The organism is Methanobrevibacter sp. (assembly GCF_045603845.1).
Taxonomy (GTDB): domain Archaea; phylum Methanobacteriota; class Methanobacteria; order Methanobacteriales; family Methanobacteriaceae; genus Methanocatella.
This window is the reverse complement of the sequence record NZ_JAZUMY010000032.1, coordinates 1-7,447: the sequence shown is the minus strand read 5'-3', so window position 1 is coordinate 7,447 and position 7,447 is coordinate 1. Positions and strand designations below refer to the sequence as shown.

Sequence of the window (7,447 nt, the reverse complement as noted above, 5' to 3'; positions counted from 1 at the left end):
CACACTACCTGGACGCATCAAAAAAATATTCAAAACATATCGAGGACTATTAATCAGAATAACACTAAATAACATAAGATGGATAAAACGATGTGCAACAATCAACGAAAACTAAGCATCAGTACCAAAACGGACACTCCCCTGGATCTTTGTATTTTCCAACATCGAATGTAGACTGGTTTTCTTTTTTTCGACCGCAGGTTCTCTTTTTTCTTTTTTTAGCTTTTCCATGATCAAAATTTTCAAAACCGAAAAGTTTTTGTTGCACATCCAACACATTATTGATTGGAAGAGCTTTATTATTGTTTTTAGTTAGCATAATTATAATAAAGTTTCTTCTATTATATAAGCTTATTCTTTCTTTTTTTCAAAAATAACCAATTATAAATTTATATCTTAAAAAAACAATAAATATTTCATATAGAAATCAAAAAATAAAGCAAATTTTCAATAGCATTTTTCAGCAAAAAATGACAGATTTCCTGAAAATTTTTGAAAAAAAAATCCACTTGTTAATAAAAGTTTCTATTTAAATCTTCGTTAAAAAAAATAAAATTAATAAAAACAAATAAAATAAGATTCTAAAGTCTATTAAAACAACAAATGTTAAATGAATAATTTTAATTAATCTAAAGTTAAAAATACTGCTAAATATTCATTTTCGATTTTTTGACTTTTTCACCAACATTTCTGTTGACAGTCCCAATATTTTACAATTAAACAATCCATGAAAAAATAATGAAAAAATAAAGATTATTCTTAAAATAAGACATAGAAAAAAAAGAAAAAGCATTTGAAAATAAGTTATTTTAAAATTAAAATACTACCAATTCTTTTAAAAAATAATAACCCACTATAAACACCCACATCATGTTATAGCCATATCATTTGAAAGCATACGAACATGTTCAACCAAGCAGCAATAACATGTAAAAATTACAAACAAAATAATAACAAAATAAAAAAATAAACTAATTTCCATTGAAAAATGAAAAATATTGAAAAAAAGAAGTAAAAAAAGTAATCTATTTGATTACTTTACTTTTGATAATTTCCACTCTTTTAAGTGGGTAGATTTTTTTAGCAGTGTGGTAAATTTCAGATGCTAATTTACCATTTACAGATGATTTAACTAATTCTTCATAAGTTCTTTCAGCTGCAGTTTCTTTAAGTAACTCTTCAATTACTTGTCTCATGTATTTTTGTTGGGAAGATTTAGCTCTTCTGATAGTTACAGCTAAGACATGAAGTTTAATTCTGCGATCATCTTTAGTTTTTACAATAGTGGAAGAATCGATTCTGGATGTTCCTCTTCTAATCATACTTCTTACGTAATCAGTAGTGGTTTTGTGACCTGTGAATTTGGTGGTTGCTACATCTCCAGCTACATTATCGATTTCAAATCTGAGTTTGATGTATTGTTTTGAAAAGTCACCGGTTAATTCTCTCATTGTGACTTCTACTCCTCTTCCGATTAAGAGATCCGCATCTTTAGCTGGGGTTTCCCCAATTTCTTTTTCTTCAAACATTAATGGTGTTTTAATAGTATACCATGATTTTTCTTTCCAAGTGTCACGTACTCTACGTCTTGATTTTGCTTTTGCCATTATATCAACCGTTTTTTATTTTAAAATATTTATAATTATATTTAGCGAATTGCTATTTAATTTTGAAAAATAGTCTCCAAATAGAGTATTTCTGTAATCTTACATAAAATAATCTATAAAATGAAATTATAACAGATTATAAATCTATAATCTCTTATTCGACTATTGTGAGTTCTTCTCACATTATTTAAAGAATAATTTGTAATAAAGTTTTATTTAATTAAAACCCACCCATAAAGGTTATTATTACATATTTTATTCATGGTATATAAATATTGTTAAAAATTATATCAACAGATAGACTGCACTTATAATTATTAATATAGCAAAAACTTTTGGAATATATGCTGTCCTTTCAATTAATGATTCTATGTTGATTTTTGATAATATGAAACTTAAAGCCACTATTGCAAGCCCAAAGCCCAAACAATATAATATTATATTGAAAGTGACGAATAAGGAATCTGCTGTTGTAACCAGAAGTGAAATAAGTGAAATCAGATAAGCGCTGTAGCATGGAACCCAGGCAACGGATGTTAAAAAGCCCAGCATGAAAGATCCTGCATCTTTTCCAGGAGATATCCTGATGAAATTGAATGAAAAGTCCAAAAGCATTGAAATTCCTATAATCAGAAGCAAAGCTGCTGATGCAATTCTTACATATATAATATATTTATATACTAATGAAGTGAAAAATGCCGTGAGAAATATTATTACAGCAAATATTGAAAAAAGCCCGAAGCCAAATAAGAGGATTTCCCGCTTTGTCCTTGATTTCAAATTAAATCCAATAAATATCGGTAAAATCGGAAGGATGCATGGAGACAAAATTGAAATTACTCCAGTAAAAAAAGAAATCAGGGGAAATATTTCCATTTAAACCCCCTGAAGCATTTCTAAAAAGTCATCAGCATCAACATAGCCTTCGATTCTGCCTATTTGCTGCTGGCTGGAATCCAATATTGATATTGTTGGAGTTCCATATACCTCGTATTTGGCTGCAAGTTCAGGATATTCATTAATATCAACAAAGGCCAAAATAAAATTACTGTTAAGCTCGTCAATGACTCTTGAATCAATGAGAGTATTTTCCTTTAAGATATCACAGTAGACACAGCCATCCTGTTCAAAAATAACTACAATATTTTTGTTTTCTGTTTGTGCCTGATTAATAGCTTGTGTGAAATCATCAGTGCTGTTTAAGGCATCACTGGCAAAACTTGATGAGACGCCTGCCGTTAAAATAACTAAAACCAATATTATTAACATTATTCTTTTCATTATGCCACCCCAATTATTGCAAGAGAGAAAATGAAAACATCCGTGCATAGATGCGTAATGTATGAAATTAAGATGTTTTTTGTTTTGATATAACCGAAAAACTCAAATATTGAACCTAAACCCTGTACAACCAATGCAAACATGAACGTGTTAAGGTCAAATGCATGCAATGATGCGAAAAATACCATCACAATCATCATTGACAGTATTACTGAAAGCTTACGTTTATTTGAATATTTATATGCAAGCCTCATGAAAAAGATGAAAGGAATGAACTTGATTAGCTCCTCTCCCATCAGTGAAAATATCAAAGGAGGAAGAGACATCACAGTTACTGTGGCTGAATCTATCAAATCCCCGCCCGTTATTCCGACACCATCTAAAACAGATGCAATAAGCAATGCATATACCATATATCCTACAAAAAGCGCTACAGCAAGGCCAACTTCACTGAGCTTAGGCTTTTGAAATATTGCCTTATAATCCCATTTCAAAAAATAAAGCAATGGAATTAAAGGAATTGCGCATGCCAATATTGCGGAATAAATTGAAAATCCCATCTAGAATATGAATCCAATGACCAAAGCAATAAAGAGTACAATCCATCCCCATTTGGGAACATGAGGATTTTTCCTGTAAATCGGAAAATCCAAATCCTTATTTTCAAAAGCAAACCAACTTATTTCAGACATATTATAATATTATACAATTTAGATAAATAAACCTATACCTATTCAAATAGATGAACAATTAATATATAAAACTTGTTCAAATATTTGAACAAAAAGAATAATCTTTAATTTGATAAATTAATTATATTATATATTCAAATACCCAAAAATATTAAATAATTATTATTTTATTTTTTTAAGCAATAATTAGAACTTCTATTAGTCAGTGAGAAAATAACATCCATTTTTTGTAAGTTCCCCGGAAAAAGTATTAAGTAATTGAAATTCAAATAATCTCTAACTGACATGGTAATGGGGTGTGCTTGTCATAGACAAGCTTAATTTTTCATGAAATTATAATGGTCAATGTATGATTTTAAAACTTCATCAACAGATCCCTCATCGCTTACGAGTTTGATGTTTAATTCATCCGCTTTGATTTTGGATTTGAATCCGAATTGAACAGCAATAATAACATCACAATCTTCGCAAGCCTTGATTACTTTACTTCCCTGATGCTGACTTTCAAGGTCTATGTCCACTTCCCTGTGTTCAATGAAAGTCAAATCATCGTCTTCGTATTCATAGACATATAATGAATAACCTTTTCCAAGATGCAAATCAACATCAACACCATTTGATGATACAACAGCTATTTTCATTTAATCACCTAATTTCTTTATTATTTTTGCGACATTTTCACCGAATAATTTTATTGTCTCTATTCCTTCCGTGTCTTCAAATGCGGTTCCTTCCTCACCTGCAATAACCATATTCCAATATGTGCTTCCAGCAATAATCATGTTATTGATTGGGAAAAACATGGTCATTTCCTGCAATGTTAATGTCATGCCTCCACGTCTTCCAACAGCAATAGGACCTCCGACTTTCCAGGAGAGGAATTTATCGCAGGATCTTGATACTTTACCAATCCTTTGAAGGGCAGACATGATATCTCCACGTGCAGTTCCAAAGTAAACCGGCGCTGCAGGAATGAATCCGTCAGCTTCACGAATCTTATCGATTATTTCATCCAATCCGTCGTTAAGTGCACAGTTTCCAGTTTCGCCGCATGTAAGACATGCAACGCAGGAGTGAATCTTCTTTCCCCTCAGGGAAATGATTTCTGCTTCGACACCATTTTTTTCAATTTCCTTGGCACAGACTTCCAAAACGTCAAGCGTATTGCTGTCCTTTCTTGGAGATCCACATAACAATATTACCTTAGCCATAATTAACCCTCACTAAACTTCAGCGCCGTCAAGTGCATGGTGACAGCTACAGTCTTTATCCTCTGCATTTTTAATGAAATTATAAATCAGTTCCAGTAAATCATTCTGGCGAGCTTCAACCATTTCAAACACTTCATCAATAGTCAGTTCGCTTTCAGAAATCCCTGATGCGTAATTTGAAACTATACAAATTGAATTATAGCACATTTCGCGTTCTCTTGCAAGCGTTACTTCAGGAAGGCCTGTCATTCCAACCAAATCCCCGCCAAGCATCTTAAACATTTTGATTTCAGCAGGGGTTTCAAATCTAGGACCCTGTGTGCAGACATAGGTTCCTCCAATTATGACATCACCTGATTCGTTTAAAATTTCTTTCAAAGTTGGGCAATATGGCTCTGTTACATCTATATGCACTACCTTATTTTCATAGAAAGTTTTATCCCTATTTTCAGAAAAATCCAAAAAGTCATCCGGAATGACAAATGATCCAGGAGGCATTTCCAGATTCATAGACCCTACAGAGTTTGTTGCTATAATCTGGGTTACGCCAACCTTTTTAAGTGCGTCAATATTTGCTCTGAAATTGATTTTGTGTGGGGGAATGCTGTGTCCTGAAGCGTGCCTTGGGATGAATGCGACTTTTTTTTCGAAAATATCCAGAATAGATACTTCAACATCACCGTAATCTGTGCTGACTATCTTTTTTTCCACATTGTCCGCTTTGGAGGTTATCTCATAAACCCCACTTCCACCAATAATTCCAATCATTTTACGACTATCCTTTAGTAACTGCCAACGGTTTTACTTTTGCAACAAGTTTGGCGATTCCTGTTGAGTCAGATACGCGAACTACGCTGTCAACATCCTTGTAAGCACCAGGTGCCTCTTCAGCAATGACATGCTTGGATGTTGCCCTGATTTTGATTCCGTTGCTTTCCATATTATTGACGATATCATCAGGATTGTAGTCCTTTTTGGCCTGTGAACGTGAAAGTATTCTTCCGGCACCGTGTGCGGTTGAACCGAAGGTTTCTTCCATTGCAACATCGGTTCCGTGCAATACGTATGAAGCTGTTCCCATGGTTCCAGGAATCAGTACAGGCTGGCCGACTTCACGATACTTTTCAGGAACCTCTTCACGGCCGGGACCAAATGCACGGGTTGCCCCTTTTCTGTGAACAAGCAGTTCGACATCGCTTCCCTTGAAGTCATGGGTTTCCATTTTTGCAATGTTGTGGGCAACATCATAAACAATCTGCATATCCATCTCACGGGCGGTTTTTCCCAATACTTCCTCGAATGATTCACGAATCCAATGGGTAATCATCTGCCTGTTTGCCCATGCATAATTTGCTGCAGCACACATTGCCTTCAGGTAGCTTAGTGCTTCTTCAGAATCAAGCGGAGCGCATGCAAGCTGTCTGTCAGCAATATCGATTTTATAATTTTTATATGCTTTATCCATTATTCTTAAGTAATCGGAACATACCTGGTGTCCGCATCCACGGGAACCTGTATGGACCATGACAACAATCATTCCCTTTTTCAATCCGTAGACTTCGGCAACTTTCTCATTGTAGATTTCATCAACGACCTGAATTTCAAGGAAGTGATTACCTGAACCTAAAGAACCCAATTGCGGAATTCCTCTTTTTTTGGCCTTGTCACTTACTTCAGATGAATCTGCATCCACCATTCTTCCGTTTTCCTCAAGAACTTCCAAATCCTCTTTCCATCCATATCCGTTTTCAACAGCCCATTCCGCACCGTAATCCAGTACGTCATTGATTTCATTTTCATTAAGCCTGACTTTTCCTTTGGATCCCACACCTGACGGAATATTTTTGAACAATACCTCCACAAGTTCGTCCATGTGGTCTTCAATGTCCTCTAAAGTCAGATTGGATTTGATTAGCCTGACACCACAGTTAATGTCAAAACCTACACCGCCGGGAGATACAATACCGTTTCTTAAGCGGAATGCTGCAACCCCACCTATAGGAAAGCCGTATCCGAAATGGACATCAGGCATTGCAATTGAGTATTTATATACTCCAGGCAGGCATGCTACATTAACTATCTGCTGTACTGCACCTTCTTCAAGGACTTCAAAGCTTTCATCAGCAATATATAATCTTCCGGAAGCTCTCATTTTCTTGTTGTAGCTTCCAGGAACTTCATAAACATTATCCCTAACTTTTTTAATTTCATCTTTGATAGTCATAAAAATCACGAGTTTAGTATGTTTTAATATATTGGGCTAATTGATTAAATAATTTACCTTAATTGTTCAGTTGAACAACCTCGCCTTATAGAAGGCGAGGATTCCTAGATTATTTTTTTTCACTCAATCGGTTTATTGAGTATTTTCTAGGCTATCCCCGGGGCACCACCGGTTCAATATATTAATACTGGCATTTATGTCCCTATCAAGTTTTTTACCGCATTTTGGGCAAATCCAGTTTCTTGTTTTAACATCTAAATCCTTGTTTATGTGTCCGCAGTGATGACATGTTTTACTGGTATTTTTAGCATCAACAAACACTACACCCTCTGCATCAGGTTTGTACCACTCGAATTTGTTTTTTAGTCGTGGTATGAACTGGGATAGTGGAAATACCATGTTTTGTTCGCCTCCTATCAGGATTTTGTTAGT

Annotated in this window: 11 protein-coding genes; all 11 read right to left on the bottom strand. The window is 34.3% G+C overall.

Annotated features, from left to right (window positions below; genetic code table 11):
- Nucleotides 1-118: 118 nt before the first annotated feature.
- A complete protein-coding gene (locus ACKI2W_RS03210) occupies nucleotides 119-319 on the bottom strand; it encodes a hypothetical protein (RefSeq protein ID WP_407379167.1) in 201 nt (66 codons plus the stop codon).
- Between the two features lie 706 nt (nucleotides 320-1,025).
- Entirely contained in the window at nucleotides 1,026-1,607 is a 582-nt protein-coding gene (locus ACKI2W_RS03205) for a 30S ribosomal protein S3ae (RefSeq protein ID WP_407379165.1), read from the bottom strand.
- 285 nt (nucleotides 1,608-1,892) lie between these two features.
- A complete protein-coding gene (locus tag ACKI2W_RS03200; RefSeq protein WP_407379163.1) occupies nucleotides 1,893-2,483 on the bottom strand; it encodes a cytochrome c biogenesis CcdA family protein in 591 nt (196 codons plus the stop codon).
- Complete coding sequence (locus ACKI2W_RS03195; protein ID WP_407379161.1) at nucleotides 2,484-2,888, bottom strand: thioredoxin family protein; 405 nt, start codon at nucleotides 2,886-2,888, stop codon at nucleotides 2,484-2,486.
- Nucleotides 2,888-3,448, bottom strand: coding sequence for a hypothetical protein (locus tag ACKI2W_RS03190; RefSeq protein WP_407379158.1), 561 nt, complete (start codon nucleotides 3,446-3,448; stop codon nucleotides 2,888-2,890). The genes ACKI2W_RS03195 and ACKI2W_RS03190 overlap by 1 nt, the downstream gene beginning before the upstream one ends.
- A complete protein-coding gene (locus tag ACKI2W_RS03185; protein WP_407379156.1) occupies nucleotides 3,449-3,580 on the bottom strand; it encodes a hypothetical protein in 132 nt (43 codons plus the stop codon).
- A gap of 317 nt (nucleotides 3,581-3,897) precedes the next feature.
- On the bottom strand, nucleotides 3,898-4,221 hold the full coding sequence (locus tag ACKI2W_RS03180; protein WP_407379154.1) for a NifB/NifX family molybdenum-iron cluster-binding protein: 324 nt from the start codon (nucleotides 4,219-4,221) through the stop codon (nucleotides 3,898-3,900).
- Complete coding sequence (locus ACKI2W_RS03175; RefSeq protein ID WP_407379152.1) at nucleotides 4,222-4,791, bottom strand: flavodoxin family protein; 570 nt, start codon at nucleotides 4,789-4,791, stop codon at nucleotides 4,222-4,224.
- 12 nt (nucleotides 4,792-4,803) lie between these two features.
- On the bottom strand, nucleotides 4,804-5,559 hold the full coding sequence (mtnP, locus tag ACKI2W_RS03170) for an S-methyl-5'-thioadenosine phosphorylase (protein ID WP_407379150.1): 756 nt from the start codon (nucleotides 5,557-5,559) through the stop codon (nucleotides 4,804-4,806).
- A 7-nt stretch (nucleotides 5,560-5,566) separates the two neighbouring features.
- Nucleotides 5,567-7,015 (bottom strand): RtcB family protein, encoded by a 1,449-nt coding sequence (locus ACKI2W_RS03165; protein WP_407379148.1) that lies wholly within the window; start codon nucleotides 7,013-7,015, stop codon nucleotides 5,567-5,569.
- Between the two features lie 132 nt (nucleotides 7,016-7,147).
- Nucleotides 7,148-7,447: zinc ribbon domain-containing protein (locus ACKI2W_RS03160; protein ID WP_407379146.1), on the bottom strand; the 300-nt coding region annotated here is incomplete at its 5' end.